This window comes from Micromonospora deserti, assembly GCF_003236335.1.
Lineage (GTDB): Bacteria > Actinomycetota > Actinomycetes > Mycobacteriales > Micromonosporaceae > Micromonospora > Micromonospora deserti.
Genome location: NZ_POUB01000115.1, coordinates 1 through 18,481 on the forward strand (window position 1 = coordinate 1; position 18,481 = coordinate 18,481).

Below are 18,481 nucleotides of genomic sequence, written 5' to 3' on the forward strand. Positions count from 1 at the left end.
GGGCGGGCCGGGCACGCGCCGGGGCCTCGTCCGCGGACGAGGCCCCGGCGGGCGGTACGCGGATCAGACGCCGTGCGGGATGGCGTCCCAGCCCTCGACCTCCTGCGGCTTGCGGCTGCCCGGGCCGACGTAGCGGGCGGACGGGCGGACCAGCCGCTGCAGCTTCTTCTGCTCCAGGATGTGCGCGCTCCAGCCGCCCATCCGGGCGCAGGTGAACATCGAGGTGAACATGTGCGCCGGCACCTCGGCGAAGTCGAGCACCACGGCGGACCAGAACTCGACGTTGGTGGCGAGCACCCGGTCGGGCTTGCGGGCGTGCAGCTCCTCCAGGGCGGCCTTCTCCAGCGCCTCGGCCACCTCGAAGCGGGGCGCGCCCAGCTCCTTGGCGGTGCGGCGGAGCACCCGGGCGCGCGGGTCCTCGGCCCGGTAGACCCGGTGGCCGAAGCCCATCAGCCGCTCGCCCCGGTCGAGCACACCCTTGACGTAGCCGTCGGCGTCGCCGCTGCGCTCGACCGCCTCCAGCATGCTCAGCACCCGCGACGGGGCGCCGCCGTGTAGCGGGCCGGAGAGCGCCCCGATGCCGGAGGAGATGCAGGCCGCGGCGTCCGCGCCGGTGGAGGCGACGATCCGGGCGGTGAAGGTGGAGGCGTTCAGGCCGTGCTCGGCGGCCGAGATGAAGTACGCGTCGACGGCCTTGACGTGCCGCGGGTCCGGCTCGCCCCGCCAGCGCTTCATGAAGCGCTCGACGATCGTGGACGCCTTGTCGATCTCCTTCTGCGGCACCGCCGGCAGGCCCAGCCCGCGGGCGGACTGCGCGACGAAGGAGAGCGCGGTGACCGACACCCGGGCCAGGTCCTCGCGGGCCTGCTCGTCGGAGATGTCCAGCAGCTGCTGCAGGCCCCAGTACGGGGCGAGCATCGCCACCGCGGACTGCACGTCCACCCGGATGTCGCCGGAGTGCACCGGTACCGGGAACGGCTCGGCCGGCGGCAGGCCCGGGCCGAAGCGCCCGTCGACCAGCAGGGCCCACACGTTGCCGAAGGAGACCTGGCCGATGAGATCCTCGATGTCGACCCCGCGATAGCGCAGCGCGCCGCCCTCGCGGTCGGGTTCGGCGATCTCGGTCTCGAAGGCTACGACGCCCTCCAGCCCGGGTTTGAAATCGGCCATGTCGCTACTCCTGGATCTGCTCGGTGCGCCCGGTCGGGGCTCTCCTCCGGCCCAGCCGGCCGAGCGCCTCAGGCGACCCTCAGGGACGTATGTTCGTGCCATCTTGCCTGCTGGGTAACGGGGAGCGCGACCCGCCGCGACTGTGCCGCGCGTGACATCCCCCGCCGGACGCCGCCCGCGGCCTTCGGCGACACTGGGCGGTACGGGCTGGCCTGCGCCGCTGGGCGCCGGGCGGCCCGAGGGGGAGGAGACCGAACGTGACGGGTGACACAGTGCGGCCAGCGGCGATGCGTAACGAGTACGCCCCGGACCTGGGCCTTTCCGAGGCCGACCTGGCCGCCGACTGGCACACCCAGTTCGGCCGTTGGTTCGCCGACGCGGTGGCCGCCGGGCTGCCCGAACCGAACGCGATGGTGCTCGCCACCGCCGACGCCGCCGGGCGGCCCAGCGGGCGGACGGTGCTGCTCAAGGCGTACGAGCCGGAGGGCTTCGTCTTCTTCACCAACTACGGGTCGCGCAAGGGCGCCGAGCTGGCCGCCAACCCGTACGCCAGCCTGGTCTTCCCGTGGTTCGCGATGCAGCGGCAGGTGGTGGTGACCGGCCGGGTGGAGCGGGTCGGCCGGGCCGAGACCGAGGCGTACTTCGCCAGCCGGCCACGCGGCTCCCAGCTCGGCGCCTGGGCCAGTGAGCAGTCCCGGGTCGTCCCGGACCGGGCGGCGCTGGACGACGCGTACCGGGCCGCGGCGGAACGCTTCGCCGACGTCGAGCCGATCCCGGCGCCGCCGCACTGGGGTGGGCTGCGGGTGCGGCCGGATTCGGTGGAGTTCTGGCAGGGCCGGGCCAGCCGGCTGCACGACCGGCTGCGGTTCCGCCGGGCGGCGTCGGGTGGGTGGACCGTCGAGCGGCTGGCGCCGTGACGGGGGTGACCCAGGCCCGGCCGCGCGGGGTGCGCCGCTGGGCGATCGACCTGCGGCCGCTGGCCGTGCCCGCGTACCGGCGGATGTGGCTCGGCAACGGCATCGCCATGTTCGGCATGCAGTTCACCGCCGTCGCCGTGCCGGTGGAGATGTACGCGCTGACCGAGGACTCGTTCTGGGTCGGGCTGATCGGCGTCGCCGCGTTCGTACCGCTGCTGGTCTTCGGGCTCTGGGGCGGCGCGGTGGCCGACGTGCGCGACCGGCGCCAGGTGCTGCTGGTCACCTCGGCGCTGCTCTGGGCCTCGACCGTCGGCCTGCTGGTGCAGGCGCTGCTCGGGGTCGACAGCCCGCTGCTGCTGCTGGTGCTGGTGGCGGTGCAGTCGATCGCCTTCGCGATCAGCTCGCCGACCCGCAACGCGATCCTGCCCCGGCTGGTGCCGGTCGAGCTGGTGCCGGCCGCGAGCACGCTGAACTTCACCACCTTCACCGCCGCCGCGGTCTTCGGCCCGCTCGCCGCCGGTCTGATCTTCGCCGGCTGGGACATCGAGGTCGGCCTCCCCATCGCGTACGCGGTCGACGCGGCGCTGTTCGCCGTCGCGGTCTGGGCGACGGTGCGGCTGCCCGCCATGCCGCCGATGCCGACGGAGGACGGCGAGGCGTCCGCGCCCCGCCGGGCCGGGCTGGCCAGCATCGTCGACGGGCTGCGCTACCTGGCCACCACGCCGGTGCTGCTGCTGTCGTTCGCCATCGACCTGATCGCGATGGTGCTGGCCATGCCGCGCGCGCTCTTCCCGGAGATCGCCGTGGAACGGTTTGGCGGCGGGGCGGCAGTCGGCTGGCTCTACAGCGCCATCGCGATCGGCGCGATGCTCGGCGGGCTCACCTCCGGGTGGATCGGCCGGCTGCACCGGCAGGGTCTGGCGCTGGTGGCGGCGGTGGTCGGCTGGGGGCTGGCGGTCGCCGCAGCCGGGCTCGCCGGCCAGCTCTGGCTGATGGTGGTCCTGCTCGCGGTGGCCGGCGCGGCCGACCTGGTGAGCGCGGTGCTGCGCCAGTCGATGCTGCTGGTCTACGCCCCGGACCGGATGCGCGGCCGGCTCCAGGGCGTCAACACGGTGGTCATCGCCGGCGGTCCGCGCCTGGGCGACCTGCGGGCCGGTGCGGTGGCCGCCGGGTTCGGCGGCGGCGTGGCCTGGGTCAGCGGCGGCCTGATCTCGGCGGCGCTCGCGGTGCTGCTGGCGGTGGCCTTCCCGGCTCTGCTGCGCTACCGGGCCGTGACCCCGCCGCGGGACGACCGGGCGTGACCCGCCCGCCCGGCCAGCGTGGCCCGGTTCGTGCGTGGCCGGCTCGTGCCTCGCCGGGGCCGTGGGTGACCCGGGTCGCGCGCGGATCGGGGCGCAGCGATTAAGGTCCCCGGCATGGACACCCCAGACCAGCGCCCACCCTCGGGTGCGCAGTGGACCATTTCCGCCGCCGGCCACGAGGCCGTCATCGTGGAGGTGGGTGGCGGGGTGCGCACATACCGGCACGACGGGGTCGACTACCTCGACGGGTACGCCGCCGACGAGCTCTGCCCCGGCTGCGCCGGGCAGGTGCTGGCCCCCTGGCCGAACCGCATCCGCGACGGGCGCTACACCTTCGGGGAGCGGTCGTTGCAGCTCTCGCTGAGCGAGCCGGACCGCGCGGTGGCCATCCACGGACTGGTCAACTGGGTGCCGTGGCGGCTGCTGGAGCAGGCCGAGGACGCGGTGACCGTCGGCTACGACCTGCCGCCGCAACCCGGCTACCCGTGGCCGCTGCGGCTGCGCAGCCAATGGCGCGTCGGCCCGGGCGGACTGCGCGCCGAGCACGAGGTGACCAACACCGGCGGGGAGACGGCGCCGTTCGGCTTCGCCGTGCACCCGTACCTGCAACTGCCCGGGGTGGCGGTGGACGACCTGACGCTGCGGCTGCCCACCCGGAGCCGGTTGGAGGTGGACTCGCGGCTGCTGCCCATCGGGGCCACCCCGGTCGCCGGCACCGGGTACGACTGGACCAGCCCACGCCGGATCGGCGCGGCGCGGCTCGACCTGGCCTTCGGCGAGGTGCTCCGGGACGACGACGGTGGTTCGACGGCCAGTCTGACCGCTCCGGACGGCTCCGCCGGCGTGCACATCTGGGCCGACCGGGAGTTCGGCTGGTGGCAGGTCTTCACCGGGGATTCACTGGTCGGCCGGCGGCACCGCCGGTCGGTGGCGATCGAGCCGATGACCTGCCCGCCGGACGCCTTCCGCTCCGGCCGGGACGTGATCAGGCTGGAGCCGGGGGCGACCTGGCGGGGCGTCTGGGGCGTCCGGCCCGGGGCCTGAGCGCAGGGAGCGGCATGGAGTTCACCGAGGTGGTCCGGCGACGCCGGATGGTGCGCAACTACGACCCGGACCGCCCCGTCCCGCCCGACGTGGTGGAGCGGTTGCTCGACCACGCCGTCCGCGCGCCGTCGGCCGGTTTCGCCCAGGGCTGGGGCTTCCTGGTGCTGGAGAGCCCGGCGGACCGGGAGCGGTTCTGGACGGCGGCCACCCCGGGCGGCGGCGGCCGGGAGCGGTGGCTGGCGGGGATGCGCCGGGCACCCTTGATCATCGTGCCGCATGCCAACCGCTCCGTGTACCTGGAGCGGTACGCGGAGCCGGACAAGGGCTGGGCGGACCGGTCGGCGGAGCGCTGGCCGGTGCCCTACTGGTACGTCGACGCCGGTTTCGCCGCCCTGCTGATGCTGCTGACGGCGGTGGACGAGGGGCTGGGGGCGTGCTTCTTCGGTATCCCGGGGCAGCGGCAGGACGCCTATCGGGCGGCGTTCGGCGTGCCGGCGGAGTTCCAGCCCATCGGTGCGGTCACCATCGGTTACCGTGCGCCGGACCACCGGTCACCGTCGCTGCGTCGGGGTCGCCGCCCCGTGGGTGAGGTGGTCCGGCGAGGGCGCTGGAGCTGACCCGCTCCGACGTTTTGCCCGGTTGAGAAGGGGACGGCCGGTAGCGAAACTGACATCAGGGAGCAGAACGCGGTGTGGTGCAGCCGGTTAGGCTGGCACGGTCATCGGTGCCGCGGGTCGCGGCGCCACGCCGCGACCCGGCCCGGCGCCGCGGGTCGGCCCGGCCACGGGGAGGGGAGCGTGCCGTCGTGATCTTCAGAGCGGTCCGGGACGGGCGTCCCTACCCGGAGCACCACCTGACGCTCAAGCAGTGGGCGGAGATCCCGCCGCGGCCGCTGCGCCTGGACCAGTTGATCACCACAAAGCGCGAGCTGGCGCTGGACAAGCTCCTCGCCGAGGACTCCACCTTCTACGGCGACCTGTTCCCGCACGTGGTGCAGTGGAACGGCGGGCTCTACCTGGAGGACGGTCTGCACCGTGCGCTGCGGGCAGCCCTACAGCAGCGCAACCAGATCCACGCCCGGGTGCTCGTCCTCTCCGGGCCGGTCGAGTGACGGTCCGCGCCCCCACGTCAGCCTGAGGCTTCGTTAAGGTGGCTGCCATGAGCCGTACCGACCTGCTCGATCTGGACTCGTCGCTCAGCGAGGAGGAGCGGCAGATCCGCGCCGTGGTGCGCCAGCTCGTCGACGACCGGGTCCGCCCGCACGTGGCCGGCTGGTACGAGGAGGGCCAGGTGCCCGCGCGGGAACTGGCCCGCGAGTTCGGCAAGCTCGGCCTGCTCGGCATGCACCTGACCGGGTACGGCTGCGCCGGCGCCTCGGCCGTCGCCTACGGGCTGGCCTGCCTGGAGCTGGAAGCCGGCGACTCCGGCGTCCGCTCCCTGGTCTCGGTGCAGGGGTCGCTGGCCATGTACGCCATCTGGCGCTACGGCAGCGAGGAGCAGAAGCAGCGCTGGCTGCCGGCGATGGCCACCGGCGAGGCGATCGGCTGCTTCGGCCTGACCGAACCGGACCACGGCTCCGACCCGGCGTCGATGACCACCCGGGCCCGCCGGGACGGTGACGACTGGGTGCTCACCGGCGGCAAGATGTGGATCACCAACGCTCCGGTCGCCGATGTCGCGGTGATCTGGGCGCGCACCGAGGACGGCGTACGCGGCTTCGCCGTACCGATGGACACGCCGGGGGTGGCGGCGCGCGAGATCCGGCACAAGATGTCGCTGCGCGCCTCCGTCACCGGGGAGATCGTGCTCGACGACGTCCGGCTCCCGGCTGACGCGCGGCTACCGGAGGCGGTCGGGCTCAAGGCGCCGCTGAGTTGCCTCACCGAGGCCCGGTACGGCATCGTCTGGGGAGCGCTCGGCGCGGCCCGCGACTGCCTGGAGACCGCCCTGGAGTACGCCACCACCCGCACCCAGTTCGGCAAGCCGCTGGCCGGGTTCCAGCTCACCCAGGCCAAGCTCGCCGACATGGCGGTCGAGTTGAACAAGGGCGCGCTGCTGGCGCTGCACCTGGGGCGGCTCGCCGACACCGGGAGGCTGCGCCCCGCGCAGGTCAGCGTGGGCAAGCTCAACAACGTGCGGGAGGCCCTGGCCATCGCCCGGCAGTGCCGCACCATCCTCGGCGCGAACGGCGTCTCCGGCGAGTACCCGGTGATGCGGCACGCCAACAACCTGGAGAGCGTGCTGACCTACGAGGGCACCTCGGAGATCCACCAGCTGGTGATCGGGCAGCAGCTGACCGGCGTCGCCGCGTTCGCCTGACCGGGGACACCCGTCCGGCCTGACGGCACCCGTTCGCCCTGAAGGGCACCGGTGTTCGCCTGACGGGCGCACCTGCCCGCGAGGTGTCGCCGCTCGGCGGGCGGGTGTCGTACCGGGGTCGTACCGTCGACTCAGACGACGTGTCTGACGAGGACGGTGAGGGCCATGGCCCGAGACGGTGACATCAACGAGCCCACGAGGGAGTTCCCCGGCTACCCGACCGGCGACGCGCTCGCCAGCCGGGCAGACGTCACATCCGACCCCGCCCCGGGCGCGTCCCGGCCCACCGGCGGGCCGGCCCGTGGCCTGCTCTGGGTGCTCGGCGCGGCGGCGCTGACGGTGGTGGTGCTGCTCGGCGTGCAGGCCACCGGCATCCTGCCCGACTTCCGCAACCCGTTCGCCAAGGAGCAGACCGACCGCAGCCAGCCGCCGCTGCTGAAGTCGATCCAGGACCTCAGCCGCTACGTCGCCGCCGAGGGCAACTTCCAGGTGGTGGTCGACCTGCAGAACGACCGGCGCAACGTGCCCGACTGGCTGCTCAACGAGCGGACGCTGTTCGTCGGGGCGGGCAGCATCGAGGCGTACGTCGACTTCGCGACGATCTCCGACGGTGCGGTGGTCGAGTCCGCCGACGGCAGGTCGGTGGAGATCAAGTTGCCGGCACCGCAGCTCGGCAAGACCAACCTCGACCTGGAGTCCAGTTACGTCTTCGCCGAGGAGCGCGGCCTGCTCAACCGGATCGGCGACCTGGTCGGCGGCGACCCGAACCGGCAGCAGCAGGTCTACCAGCTCGCCGAGGAGCGGATCACCGCCGCCGCCCGCGACAGCGGCCTGACCCAGCGGGCCGAGGAGAACACCCGCAAGATGCTGGAGGGCCTGCTCCGCTCCCTCGGCTACGAGACGGTCACCATCACTTACACGGCCCCCTGACGCCCGGCCCCCGCGCTACGCGAGTCGCCCGCTCCGCAAACCGGGGCGGGCGACTCGCACTCGCGCTACTTCCCCGCCCCGAACCCGGTCGGCGGCAGGCTCCACCCCCGCGGCCGCCCCGGCCCGTGAGACCGGCAACCAGCAACGTCCCCGAAAGTGCTGCCTCGTGCCACGGGGAGGCGGCAACTTCCCGGAAATGCTGCCTCGTGACGCTGGGAGGCAGCATTTCCGGCCTGGGGTGCGCGACGCCGGGGGTCAGTAGCGGGTGGAGGCGAGGTGGCGGTCCTCGTTGGGCATCAGGATCCAGAGGATCAGGTAGACGATCACCTGGGTGCCGGGCAGCAGCAGCGACAGCAGGAACAGCAGCCGGACGAACCCGGCTGACCAGCCGAACCGCTGGGCCAGGCCGGCGCAGACGCCGGCGATCATGCGCCCCTGGCGGGGCCGGACCAGTTTGCGACTCATCGTCGTACTCCCACTCTGCGGCGTTCGCCGCGTCTGGAATCCACGGTAGGAACAGGTGGCCAGGACGCCCTCGGCCCCGAGGAGGACCGGTGACCCGCCCACCCGTAGGTGGTTTACCCGGGAGCTCTCCGCGACATCCGGCCACCAGGACGGCCGCGGTCACCGGCGGCGGGGCGCGGCCGGGGGCCCGGTGCCGGATCGCAGGATCGTGCCGGCCCGCCGGAACGTGGTGGTGGGTCGAAGGATCGGGCGGGGCGTGAGCTGGGCGGGTAGGCTCGCCGGTCGGGCACCGGTGACCCGGTGCCCGGCGGCCGCCGGACCGGGCGGCCACCATCCGGGCCGGCAACCGTACGACGGGGACGACCGCGAGGAAAGCGCAGCCATGATCAGTGTTTTCGACCTCTTCAGCGTCGGCATCGGGCCGTCCAGCTCGCACACCGTGGGGCCGATGCGGGCCGCCCGGACCTTCGTCACCGGGCTGAAGGGCGACGGGCTGCTCGCCGACACCGCCCGGGTGCAGGCGGAGCTGTTCGGGTCGCTGGGCGCCACCGGGCACGGTCACGGCAGCGACCGGGCGGTGCTGCTCGGGCTGGCCGGCGAGGCGCCGGAGACGGTGGACACCGACACGGTCGAGCCGCGGATCGCCCGGATCCGGGCGGAGCGGCGGTTGAGCCTGCTCGGCGCGCACGAGATCGACTTCGACCCGGACCGGGACCTGGTGCTGCACCGCCGCCGGTCGCTGCCGTACCACCCGAACGGGATGACCTTCGTCGCGTACGACGGGGCCGGCGCCAAGCTGCGCGCCCGGACGTACTACTCCGTCGGCGGCGGGTTCGTCGTCGACGAGGCGGCGGCCGGGGCGGACCGGATCACCCCGGACACCACGAAGGTCCGCTACCCGTTCCGCACCGGTGCCGAGCTGCTCGACGTGACCAACCGGACCGGCCTGTCGATCAGTGAGGTGATGCTCGCCAACGAGCTGTCCTGGCGCGCCGAGGCGGATGTGCGCGCCGGCCTGCTGGAGATCTGGCGGGTGATGCGGGAGTGCGTCGCGCGCGGGTGCGAGCGCGACGGTGTGCTGCCCGGTGGGTTGAAGGTCCGCCGCCGCGCCGCCGAGCTGCGCCGCAGCCTGGAGGCGGAGGCGGCCACCTCCGATCCGCTGCGCGCGATGGACTGGGTGACCCTGTTCGCCCTCGCGGTCAACGAGGAGAACGCCGCCGGCGGCCGGGTGGTCACCGCGCCGACCAACGGGGCCGCCGGCATCATCCCCGCGGTGTTGCACTACTACCTGCGTTTCGTGCCCAGCGCCTCGGACGACGGCGTGGTGCGGTTCCTGCTCGCGGCGGGCGCCATCGGCGTGCTGTTCAAGGAGAACGCCTCGATCTCCGGCGCCGAGGTGGGCTGCCAGGGGGAGGTTGGCTCGGCCTGCTCGATGGCCGCGGGTGGGCTGGCCGAGGCGCTCGGTGGCACCCCGGAGCAGGTGGAGAACGCCGCCGAGATCGGGATGGAGCACAACCTGGGGCTGACCTGCGACCCGGTCGGCGGCCTGGTGCAGATCCCCTGCATCGAGCGGAACGCGGTGGCTAGCATCAAGGCGATCACGGCCGCCCGGCTGGCGCTGCGCGGTGACGGGGTGCACCACGTCTCGCTGGACAAGGTCATCAAGACGATGCGCGAGACGGGTGCGGACATGAAGGTCAAGTACAAGGAGACGGCACGCGGCGGCCTGGCCGTCAACGTGATCGAGTGCTGAGTCCGTCCGGCTCGGGGCGTTCGTTCACCGACTGCTAACCTGTCGTCCGTTGGTGAGGCGGGAGGCGACGGTGACCTCGGGCGTTCCGGCGTTGTGGTCCCACCGCAACTCACTGCGCATCCTCGTCCGGCGCGACCTCGCGGTGAAGTACCAACAGTCGGTGCTCGGCTATTTCTGGTCGCTGATCGAGCCGCTGGGCATGGGGGCGATCTACTGGTTCGTCTTCGGCGTCCTCTACTCCCGCGACACGACCCGCCACCTGGGCGGCGCCGCTGACTCGTACCCGCTGTTCCTGATCACCGGGATCTTCGCCTGGATGTGGACCAGTTCGGCGCTGAGCGAGGCGACCAATGCGCTGACCGGGCAGTCCCGGCTGATCACCACGATGAACGTGCCGCGGCAGGTCTTCCCGATCGGCCGGGTCGCCGGCCGCTTCGCCGAGTACGCCGCCGGCCTGCCGATCCTGGTCGCCGTCGCCGTCGCGTACGCGGCGTACGACAGGGTCGACCCGGGCTGGTCGCTGCTCGCCCTGCCGCTCGCGGTGGCCGTCCAGGCCACCCTGCTGATCGGGATGGCGCTGCTGCTCTCGGCGTGCAACGTGCTGATGCGCGACGTCGAGCGGTTCATGCGGCTGATCATCCGGGTGCTCTTCTACGCCACGCCGATCATCTACCCGCTGGGCCTAGTCCGCGACTCGGACCTGCCCGGTTGGCTGAAGCTCGGCTACGAGCTGAACCCACTGGTCGGCATCTTCCAGCTGCACCACGCCGTCTGGTACCCGGACGAGTTCCCGGACGCCCGGCTGCTCGCCACCACGGTCGCCGGCAGCGTGCTGGTGCTCGTCGCCGGCTGGTGGGCGTTCCGCCGGCTCGAACCCGCCGTGCTCAAGGAACTGTGAATGGCCGACCCGATCATCGAGGCGGATGGACTCGGCATCCGGTTCGTCCGTAACCGGCGGCGGCAGCTGCGACTGCGTGAGCTGTTCATCCACCGGGGCCGCCGGGCCGTCTCGTCCGGGCAGTTCTGGCCCCTGCGCGACGTGTCGTTCCGGGTCGCGGCCGGGGAGACCGTCGGCGTGATCGGCCGCAACGGCACCGGCAAGAGCACCCTGCTGCGGCTGATCGCCGGCGTGCTGATCCCCGACGAGGGACGGATCCGGGTGCGCGGTGACGTCGCCCCGCTGCTGGAGCTCTCCGCCGGCTTCTCCAACGACCTGACCGGGCGGGAGAACCTCTACCTGGTCGGCGGGCTGCACGGGCTGTCGTCCGGCTACCTGAAGCGGCACTTCGACGAGATCGTCTCGTTCGCCGGCGAGCAGGTGGAGCGGGCTATCGACACCTCGGTGCGGCACTACTCGTCGGGCATGAAGGTCCGGCTCGGCTTCGCGATCATCTCGCACCTGCCGCACCCCGTCCTGCTGATGGACGAGGTGACGGCGGTCGGGGACGCGGAGTTCCGAAAGAAGTGTTACGCGACGATCGACCGTCTGCTCGGGGAGGGGCGCACTCTGGTGCTGGTGTCACACAACGAAAAGGACCTGACCCGGTTCTGCCGCCGGGGGCTCTACCTCGACGCGGGCCGGTTGTGCGTCGACGGGACGATCGGCGAGGCGCTGGACGCGTACCACAGCGCGGTCGCGCGGTGACGCTCGCGATTGTGCTCGCCGCCGGTGCCCGGGCCGCGAGCCTCCAAACCGGCACGGGTGAGTCCCTCGCCGACCGGCTCGCCGCGCAGTGCCGCCGCGCCGGGGCGGACGACGTGCGCTTCGCCGCCGACCTCGACGACCTGGCCGCGCTGGCCGACGCGGCCACCGGGCCGGTGATCGTCACCGGTGGCGACCTGGTGGCGCACACCGCTGTGCTGCGCCACCTCGCCACCAGCCCGGCCGGGCCCACCGTGGCGTTGGTGCTCACCGACCCGCCGGCCGGCGGGTGGACCGCGGTGCGCGAGGAGCGGGGCCAGGTGGTCGACGCGGGGCCGCCGGCGGAGCTGGATGGGGCGGCCACCGGCGTCTTCGGTGGCGCGCTGCGGGTCGGCGCGGACGATCTGCCGTCGCTCGCCGCCGCCGCGCGCGCCGCGGCGGCCGGGGTGGCGCCGGCCGGCACCACCCCGGTGCCCGGGCCCGCCGTGGACCGGCTCTTCGCCGGCCTCACCACGCTCGACGCGCTGATCTTCGCCCACCGGGTACGCCTGCTCGTCGCGCACCGGGTCACCGACGGCGCCCAGCTCGCCGCCGCCGAGGGGGCGGTCGCGACCGTGGACGAGGACCGGGCGGAGCTGCGGCTGTCGGTCAAGGAGCGGGACGACTTCTTCACCACTTTCTTCGTCAGCACCTGGTCCCCGTACGTCACGAAGGCGGCGGCCCGGATCGGGCTTGGCCCGACCGCGGTCACCATGCTCTCGGTGGCCTTCGCGGTGGCCGCGGCGGTGCTCTTCGGCGTCGGCGGGCGGCCCGCCCTGGTCGCCGGGGCGGTCCTGCTCTACCTGGGCTTCGTGCTCGACTGTGTGGACGGCCAGCTGGCCCGGTACACCCGGCGGTTCAGCGCTTGGGGAGGCTGGCTGGACACCATGGCCGACCGGGCCAAGGAGTACGTGGTTTACGCCGGTCTCGGCTACGGGGCGACGCAGGCCGGGTTCCGGTACGGGTGGGCGCTGGCGATCGCCGCGATGACCCTGCAGACCGTGCGGCACATGACCGACACCTGGTACGGCGCGCTGCACGACGAGGCGGCCCGCCGGCCGAAGCCGGCCGCTGCCGGCGGTGGCGGCGGGATCGGCGGCAGGCTCAACGCCGCTTCCACCCGCGTGCAGGCGGACACCGGGTCGGTGTCGTACTGGTTGAAGCGGACGGTGGTGTTCCCGATCGGGGAGCGGTGGGCGCTGATCGCCCTGACGGTGGCGCTGTTCGGCCCGCGGGTCAGCCTGTTCGCGGTGCTGCTGTGGGGCGGGCTGGCGTTCGCGTACACCGGGGCGCTGCGCACGCTGCGGGCGCGCTGGATGTGGGTGCCGGTGCTGGACACGGTCGACGCCGCCCTGCACCGCGACGACGGTCCGCTGGCCGGCCGGCTGCCGGTGGTACGTCCGATGGGGCCGCTCACGCTGGCGGTGGTCGCGGCGCTGGGCCCGGCGGCGCTGTTGCTCGCGGCGCTGGCCGGCGGTGCTGCGGAGGGCCCGCGCTGGCTGGTGCCGGTCGCGCTGCTGGTGCTGCTAATCGGTGGTCTGGGGGCCGGGGCGGCGCACAACGGCCCGCTGGACTGGCTGGTGCCGGCCGTGCTGCGGGCGGCCGAGTACCTGTTCGCCATCGCGGTCGGGGTGGTCGGCGGCGTGCCACCCTGGCTGGTCTTCGGGTACGTCTTCGTGCTCACCCTGCACCACTACGACCTCACCGCGCGGCTGGAGAAGCGGCAGGCCGCGCCACCGCTGCACCCGGCCACGCTGGGCTGGGAGGGGCGCTCGGCGCTGCTGGCCCTGGCGGCGATCGTCGGATTTGCGGCTATCGGGATGGCTACACTCGGTACATACCTTCTCGTGGTTTTCGTAGGGAGCGTCGTCCTCGCCTGGGTCGTCCTGCCCGCCCGCGCCCTGCGGGCGTCGGCCAGCCTGGCGGGAGCGCGAGGCCGCTCGCCGGGCTGACGGAGGGGCCGGCCGGATGACCCTGATCAGTTTCGTCGTGCCGGCCTTCCGGGTGCAGGGCTACCTGCGCGAATGTCTGGACTCCATCCTCGGCCAGCCGGTCGCCGACATCGAGGTGATCGGCGTTGACGACTGCTCGCCGGACGGCAGCGGCGACATCCTCGCCGAGTACGCGGCCCGCGACCGGCGGGTGCACGCCGTCCGGCTGACCGAGAACGTCGGCCTCGGTCCGGCCCGCAACGTCGGGCTGGACCGGGCCGCCGGCGAGTACGTCTGGTTCGTCGACGGTGACGACTGGCTCGCCCCGGACTGCCTGACCGAGGTCGCACAGCGGCTGCGGGCCACCCGTCCGGACGTGCTCCTGGTCGACCATGTTCGGGCGCACTGGGACGACACCACCACCCGCAGCGCGATGGCCGAGGTGTTCGCCGAGCCGCCGGCGGGCACCTTCCGGCTGCGCGACCGGCCGGACACGATGCGGCTGCTGCACACGGCCTGGAACCGGCTGGTCCGCCGGCGGTTCCTGATCGAGCTCGGGCTGCGCTTCGCCCCGGGCTGGTACGAGGACGTCTCGTTCAGCTACCCGATGCTGATGGCCGCCGAGCGGATCGACGTGCTGGACGTGGTCTGCGTCAACTACCGGCAGCGCCGGGCCGGGGCGATCACCAGGACGCGGGGCGACCGGCACTTCGAGGTGTTCACCCAGTGGCACCGGGTGTTCCGGCTGATGGACGAGTGGGGGCCGGCCGTCGACGACCTGCGCCCGGCGGTCTTCGAGCGGATGATCTGGCACTACCTGACCGTGCTCGGCAACGGACAGCGCATCGCCCCCGAACTGCGGCGGGGCTTCTTCGCCCAGATCACCGCCGACTATCGGCGCTGGCTGCCACCCGGCGGCTACCCGGCGCCGAGGGGGATCGAGGGGCTCAAGCACCGGCTGGTGGCGGCCGGGCGGTGGCGCACGTTCAGCGCGCTGCGTACCGCTCACCGGGCCCGGGACGTCACGCGGCGGCGGGCCCGCACCACCCGGCGGCGGGTGGCGCCGGTGGCCCGGCGGACCACCCGGCTGGCCCGCGACGCCCTGCTGCGCGAGTACTACCGGGCGGAGCTGCGCCGGCCGCTCGACCCCACGTTGGCCGTCTACGCGGCGTACTGGTACCGCGGCTACTCCGACAACCCGGCGGCGATCTACGAGGCCGCCCGGCGGCTGGCGCCGCAGATCCGGGGGGTGTGGATCGTCCGCCGGGACAGGGTGCACACCGTGCCCGCGGGCGTCGAGTACGTGGTGGCGGGCACCCCGGCGTACTACCGGGCGCTGGCCCGGGCCCGCTGGCTGGTCAACAACGTCAACTTCCCCGACTTCGTGCGCAAGCGCCCGGGATCGGTGCACGTGCAGACCCACCACGGCACGCCGGTCAAGGTGATGGGGCTCGACCAGCGGCGCTACCCGGTCGGAGCGGTCGGGATGGACTTCGCCGGGCTGCTGCGTCGGGTGGACCGCTGGGACTACAGCATCACCTCGAACAGCTTCTCCACGCAGATGTGGGAACGGGCGTACCCGGCGGCGTACACCACGCTGGAGGTGGGCTACCCGCGTAACGACCGGTTGGTGACCGCCACCGCCGAGGAGGTGCTCCGGGTCCGCGCCGAGCTCGGCATCGGCCTCGGTGAGCAGGTGGTGCTGTACGCGCCGACGCACCGGGAGCACCTGCCCGGCTACCGGCCACCGTTCGAGCCGGGCCGGTTCCTGGACGTGCTCGGCCCCACCGGACGGCTGCTGATGCGCAGCCACTACTTCCACGACCGGGACCGGCGCGCGCGCCGGCCGGCGGAGCGGGAACGGGTCCGCGACGTGAGCGGCCACCCGCGGGTGGAGGATCTCTACCTCGCCGCCGACGTGCTGGTCACCGACTACTCGTCGGCGATGTTCGACTACGCGGTGCTGGACCGGCCGATCGTCGTCTACGCCCCGGACTGGGAGGCGTACCGGCTGGCGCGCGGGGTCTACTTCGACGTGACGGCGGAGCCGCCGGGCGCGGTGGCCCGCACCTTCGCCGACCTGCTCGACCTGTTCCGCTCCGGCCAGGTCACCGCCGAGCCGGCGGCTAAGGCGCGGCAGCAGTTCCGGGCCCGGTTCTGCGCGCTCGACGACGGGCACGCGGCTGAGCGGGTGGTCCGCCGGGTCTTCCTCGGCGAGCCACCGGAGCCCGGAAGGGCCTGCTGAGGCGGCGAATCGGCCAATCGCCACCGCTCGATGGTGTTAAAGGGTCTGTTACGAGCGGAACATGGCACGTTTACCCGATGTGCGCGACGCATGATCCTGGTCACAGTCATTCGGGGTTCGGCCGAGCTGGGGGAGGAGACGGTGACGACCGTCGCGCTCAAGGATGTCACCAAGGTTTTCAAGGACGGCACCGTCGCCGTCGACAGCATCAACCTCGACGTCAACGACGGCGAGTTCATGGTGCTGCTCGGGCCGTCCGGTTGCGGCAAGTCCACGGTGCTCCGCATGATCGCCGGGCTGGAGGACCCGACGTCGGGCGCGGTGCTGCTCGGCGGCGAGCTGGCCAACGACCTGCCACCCCGGGAGCGGAGGGTCGCCATGGTCTTCCAGGACTTCGCGCTCTATCCGCACATGACCGTCGGGGACAACATCGCGTTCCCGTTGCGGCTGGCCGGGGTGGAGCCGACGCCGCGCGGTGAGCGGGTCACCGACGTGGCCAGCGCGCTCGGCATTGGCGACGTGCTCGGCCGCAAGCCCAGCCAGCTCTCCGGCGGGCAGCGCCAGCGCGTCGCGATGGGCCGGGCGATCGTCCGGCGGCCGGGCCTGTTCCTGATGGACGAACCGCTGTCCAATCTCGACAGCGGGCTCCGCGCCGAGCTGCGCGCCGAGATCTCCGGCCTGACCCGGGAGTTGGGCGTCACCACCGTCTACGTCACGCACGACCAGGCCGAGGCGCTGACCATGGCCGACCGGGTCGCGATCATGCGCAAGGGGGTGCTCCAGGACGTGGGCACCCCCACCCAGGTGTACGGCCGGCCGGCGACCCTCTACGTGGCCGCGTTCCTCGGCAGCCCGCGGATGAACCTGCTGGAGGCCTCGGTCTACGTCCACCTCGACCGGTACGTCACCCTCACCCTCGGCGAGCAGGCGCTCTACCTGCCCTGGGACGACATCCGCAGCCGTGCGGTCGCGCACTACCACGGCGAGCGGATTGTGGTGGGCATGCGGGCCGAGGCGCTCACCCCGGTCGCCCCGGACAGCCCCGGCGACGTGCTCCGCGGCCGCATCCGCTACCTGGAGCACCACGGGCACGAGTCGCTGGCCTTCCTCGACATCGGGGCCACCGCGATCGTGGTCGACGAGTTGGGCGTCCGGCCGGACAATCCCGACACCGGCCAGCGCGGGCTGCGCCGGTTCGGGCAGGTCATGCAGCGGTTCACCGGCCGTACCTCGGAGGGGGAGGAACCGGCCCCCACCCCGGGCGGCCGGACCAGCGTGCTCAACGACCCCGGCCGCCACCACCGCCGCCCGGCGGAACTGGGAGTCCGGCTGGCGCCATACCCCGCGGTCTCCGCCGGTCACCCGCTCGCCGTCTCGGTACGCATGGACGCACTGCATTTCTTCGACGAACGCGGCGACCGGATCGACGTGGGGTGGCGGTGACCGTCGCCGGTGCCCTACCGTCGGCGGGCCATCGTCCACAGGGCATCGACCGAGAGGGGTGCACCCGTGTCGGGTGACCGTCCGAGCCTGCTGGTCATCGAGCGCATCCTGCGCGACCGGCAGAGCATCTGGCAGCAGATCGTGGCCGAGCGCGACCTTACCGCGCTGACCGGCCGGATGCTGGCCAGCTCCGCCATCGCACTGGCCTGCTACGGCGCCGTGCTGGGCGCGTTCCACGGCGTGCTGATGGCCCTGACCTCGGCGGTGAAGCTGCCGCTGCTCTTCCTGATCACGCTGGCCATCTGCCTGCCCACGCTCTACCTGTTCAACCTGGTCTTCGGCGCCCGACTCTCGGTACGCCAGTCACTGGCCCTGGTGATGGTGGCGATCACGGTCACCGCGATGCTGGCGGTGGCCTTCGCGCCGATCAGCCTCTTCTTCCTCATCACCGCCCCCGACTACGGCTTCTTCAAGCTGCTCAACGTGGCGATCCTGACGCTGTCGGCGGTGGTTGGCCTGCGCTTCCTGACCGGCGGCATGCAGGTGCTCAACGACCACGGGCTGCTCGCCCCGGCCGCTGCCGACCAGGCGGCGGCGGGCGCCGGTGCCGTGCCGGCCCAGGCCATGCCCGCCCAGGCGGGGCCCACGGCGGTCCAGGCCGGCGCGGCGCAGCCGGCCTCTGCGGTCGCTGAGCCGGTGGCGGTACCGGCGGGGGCGGCCACGAGCGGCGCGGCGGTGACCGCGAACGGCAGCACGCCGGGCGGCCCCGTGTCCGCCGCGCCCGCCACCAGCCAGTCCGGCCCGGCGCAGCCTGCCGCGACCCCGGTGCCCAACCAGCAGCCGGTGCTCGTCCCGCAGCCCGCGCTCGTCGCGACCGGCGGGCAGCCGGTGGGTGTCGGCGGGTACCCGCCCGGGCTGCTGCCGCCCGGCTACCCGCAGCGGCCGTCGGCCAACCCGCCGCTGCGTCGCGACGAGCCCGGCCAGCGCCCGGCCAGCATGACCCTGCTGTACATCTGGATCCTGCTCTTCGGCTTCGTCGGCACCCAGCTCGCCTGGACGCTGCGCCCGTTCTTCGGCGACCCCGGGCAGGACTTCGCCCTCTTCCGCAGTATCGACGGCAACTTCTACGCCGAGATCCTGCGGACGATCGCCAACCTCTGACGGTTGGACGCAGGGTCGATCATGCAGTTGTGGTGGGGGAAGAACCCGTTTCATGGCCCTTGCGAGCCATAACTGCATGATTGACGCGCCTGTCTCGGGCCGGGGCGGGGAGCGGGAGCTG

Annotated in this window: 16 protein-coding genes; 14 read left to right on the top strand and 2 right to left on the bottom strand. The window is 73.1% G+C overall.

From position 1 onward, the window contains the following. Window positions 1-63: 63 nt before the first annotated feature. The gene (locus tag C1I99_RS17255) at window positions 64-1,170 is read right to left on the bottom strand and encodes a citrate synthase 2 (protein ID WP_111135249.1); all 1,107 of its coding nucleotides are present in this window, start codon (window positions 1,168-1,170) and stop codon (window positions 64-66) included. A 287-nt stretch (window positions 1,171-1,457) separates the two neighbouring features. On the opposite strand from C1I99_RS17255, the gene pdxH reads away from it, so the two are divergent. The 7 genes from pdxH (at window position 1,458) to C1I99_RS17290 (ending at window position 7,681) form a co-directional block, all read left to right on the top strand. Beyond that, complete coding sequence (pdxH, locus tag C1I99_RS17260) at window positions 1,458-2,087, top strand: pyridoxamine 5'-phosphate oxidase (protein WP_111135250.1); 630 nt, start codon at window positions 1,458-1,460, stop codon at window positions 2,085-2,087. After that, window positions 2,084-3,388, top strand: a complete 1,305-nt coding sequence (locus C1I99_RS17265) for an MFS transporter (protein WP_111135251.1) — start codon at window positions 2,084-2,086, stop codon at window positions 3,386-3,388. Before pdxH ends, C1I99_RS17265 begins: the two co-directional genes overlap by 4 nt. Window positions 3,389-3,502: 114 nt before the next feature. Next, complete coding sequence (locus tag C1I99_RS17270) at window positions 3,503-4,432, top strand: aldose 1-epimerase family protein (protein WP_111135252.1); 930 nt, start codon at window positions 3,503-3,505, stop codon at window positions 4,430-4,432. Between the two features lie 14 nt (window positions 4,433-4,446). Continuing rightward, window positions 4,447-5,049, top strand: coding sequence for a nitroreductase family protein (locus C1I99_RS17275; RefSeq protein ID WP_111135253.1), 603 nt, complete (start codon window positions 4,447-4,449; stop codon window positions 5,047-5,049). A 188-nt stretch (window positions 5,050-5,237) separates the two neighbouring features. Beyond that, window positions 5,238-5,543, top strand: coding sequence for a type II toxin-antitoxin system VapB family antitoxin (locus tag C1I99_RS17280; RefSeq protein ID WP_111135254.1), 306 nt, complete (start codon window positions 5,238-5,240; stop codon window positions 5,541-5,543). 47 nt (window positions 5,544-5,590) lie between these two features. Continuing rightward, complete coding sequence (locus tag C1I99_RS17285; RefSeq protein ID WP_111135255.1) at window positions 5,591-6,751, top strand: acyl-CoA dehydrogenase family protein; 1,161 nt, start codon at window positions 5,591-5,593, stop codon at window positions 6,749-6,751. Between the two features lie 165 nt (window positions 6,752-6,916). Next, window positions 6,917-7,681, top strand: coding sequence for a DUF4230 domain-containing protein (locus C1I99_RS17290; protein WP_111135256.1), 765 nt, complete (start codon window positions 6,917-6,919; stop codon window positions 7,679-7,681). A 255-nt stretch (window positions 7,682-7,936) separates the two neighbouring features. Here C1I99_RS17290 and C1I99_RS17295 read toward each other — a convergent pair whose 3' ends face one another. After that, complete coding sequence (locus C1I99_RS17295) at window positions 7,937-8,146, bottom strand: PspC domain-containing protein (RefSeq protein WP_111135257.1); 210 nt, start codon at window positions 8,144-8,146, stop codon at window positions 7,937-7,939. Between the two features lie 382 nt (window positions 8,147-8,528). On the opposite strand from C1I99_RS17295, the gene C1I99_RS17300 reads away from it, so the two are divergent. From C1I99_RS17300 to C1I99_RS17330, 7 genes are all read left to right on the top strand, one after another. Then, a complete protein-coding gene (locus C1I99_RS17300; RefSeq protein ID WP_111135262.1) occupies window positions 8,529-9,899 on the top strand; it encodes an L-serine ammonia-lyase in 1,371 nt (456 codons plus the stop codon). 70 nt (window positions 9,900-9,969) lie between these two features. Next, window positions 9,970-10,797 carry an ABC transporter permease gene (locus C1I99_RS17305; RefSeq protein ID WP_111135258.1) on the top strand — a complete coding sequence of 276 codons (828 nt, stop codon included), beginning with the start codon at window positions 9,970-9,972 and terminating at the stop codon, window positions 10,795-10,797. Continuing rightward, complete coding sequence (locus C1I99_RS17310) at window positions 10,798-11,544, top strand: ABC transporter ATP-binding protein (protein WP_111135259.1); 747 nt, start codon at window positions 10,798-10,800, stop codon at window positions 11,542-11,544. After that, complete coding sequence (locus C1I99_RS17315; RefSeq protein WP_199562196.1) at window positions 11,541-13,532, top strand: DUF5941 domain-containing protein; 1,992 nt, start codon at window positions 11,541-11,543, stop codon at window positions 13,530-13,532. The genes C1I99_RS17310 and C1I99_RS17315 overlap by 4 nt, the downstream gene beginning before the upstream one ends. Before the next feature lie 16 nt (window positions 13,533-13,548). Beyond that, window positions 13,549-15,756: a bifunctional glycosyltransferase/CDP-glycerol:glycerophosphate glycerophosphotransferase gene (locus tag C1I99_RS17320; RefSeq protein ID WP_111135260.1), complete on the top strand. Its 2,208-nt coding sequence runs from the start codon at window positions 13,549-13,551 to the stop codon at window positions 15,754-15,756. A gap of 90 nt (window positions 15,757-15,846) precedes the next feature. Next, entirely contained in the window at window positions 15,847-17,199 is a 1,353-nt protein-coding gene (locus C1I99_RS17325) for an ABC transporter ATP-binding protein (protein WP_233512561.1), read from the top strand. A 66-nt stretch (window positions 17,200-17,265) separates the two neighbouring features. After that, complete coding sequence (locus tag C1I99_RS17330; RefSeq protein WP_111135261.1) at window positions 17,266-18,360, top strand: hypothetical protein; 1,095 nt, start codon at window positions 17,266-17,268, stop codon at window positions 18,358-18,360. Window positions 18,361-18,481: the final 121 nt, after the last annotated feature.